Here is a 1,049-nt window from a genome sequence, read left to right as displayed (position 1 = left end):
GGCTTTCCCCGGGTGCCGGTGCGCGGATGGGGGCACCGGGGCGGGGCGCGTCCCCGCTATTGCTCGGATGCCGCGTGGTGGGCGTCGGACGCCGGTCCCAAGGGGCCCGTTCTGTGGTACGGAGATGCCCTGACCCCGGGGATCGACATACCCTATGGGGTATAGGAGAGGAGTTCGGCATGGAACTGGCCATGGCGGCCGATGATCTGAAGACCGTGGTGAACCGGCTGCGCCGGGCCCAGGGACAGATCGCCGGCATCATCCGCATGATCGAGGAGGGGCGCGACTGCGAGGAGGTCGTCACCCAGCTCGCCGCCGCCTCCCGGGCCCTGGACCGGGCGGGGTTCGCCATCATCGCCACCGGCCTCCAGCAGTGCCTGATCGAGCCGGAGACCCCCGGGACGCCCGATCGCGAGGAGATGCGGGCGCGGCTGGAGAAGCTCTTCCTGTCGCTGGCCTGAGCCGGCGCCCGGCCCCGTGCCGCCCGGGCGCGCCCGGCCCCGGTACGCCCGCGGGCCGCGCACCGGGAGGTGCGCGGCCCGTCGGGGAGGTGACCGGTGCGGCGCGGGCCGGCTCGGCGTGCGCCGACGCCGCGCGCGCCGGGCCCGGTGGGAACCGTGCACCGGGTCAGGGCACCGTCCACTTCTGCGCCGGGTTGCCCGAGCAGATGGCGATCTGGATCGGCGTGCCGTTGGCGGTGTTGGCGTTCGCCACGTCCAGGCACTTGTCGGCGGCGAAGTTCACGATGTCGGCGTTGGGCGAGACCCGCCACTGCTGGATGTTCCCGCCGCTCCCGCAGCCGCGCAGCACCACCCGGGCGCCGTCGTTGGTGGAGTTCCCGGCGGTCGACAGACACAGCCCGGCGATGCGCAGGGTGCCGTCCCGGTGGAAGGTCCACTGCTGCGAGGCCCCGCCGTGACAGGCGTTGAGCATGAGTTCGCTGCCGTTGGAGGTCGAGCGCGGTTCCAGGCACTTGGCGGCCAGGCCCATGATGCGTCCGGTGGGACGGGAGAAGTCCTCGGCGGGCGGCGCGGCCGGCTGGGGGGCGG

2 protein-coding genes are annotated in these 1,049 nt (G+C 73.8%); one reads left to right on the top strand and one right to left on the bottom strand.

Annotated features, from left to right (window positions below):
* The first annotated feature begins 179 nt into the window (after positions 1-179).
* Positions 180-461 (top strand): metal-sensitive transcriptional regulator, encoded by a 282-nt coding sequence (locus tag FOE67_RS26720; RefSeq protein ID WP_182667392.1) that lies wholly within the window; start codon positions 180-182, stop codon positions 459-461.
* A 166-nt stretch (positions 462-627) separates the two neighbouring features.
* Here the strand turns inward: FOE67_RS26720 and FOE67_RS26715 are convergent.
* The coding region (locus tag FOE67_RS26715) for a ricin-type beta-trefoil lectin domain protein (RefSeq protein ID WP_182667391.1) at positions 628-1,049 on the bottom strand (422 nt) is incomplete at its 5' end.

It is taken from the genome of Streptomyces calidiresistens, assembly GCF_014141525.1.
GTDB classification, from domain to species: Bacteria; Actinomycetota; Actinomycetes; order Streptomycetales; family Streptomycetaceae; genus Streptomyces; species Streptomyces calidiresistens.
This window is presented reverse-complemented; position numbering and strand designations above follow the sequence as displayed.

What these genes read in the sequence shown, in the direction of transcription:
- FOE67_RS26720 (WP_182667392.1), top strand. Translation starts at nt 180, where the DNA reads ATGGAACTGGCCATGGCGGCCGATGATCTGAAGACCGTGGTGAACCGG.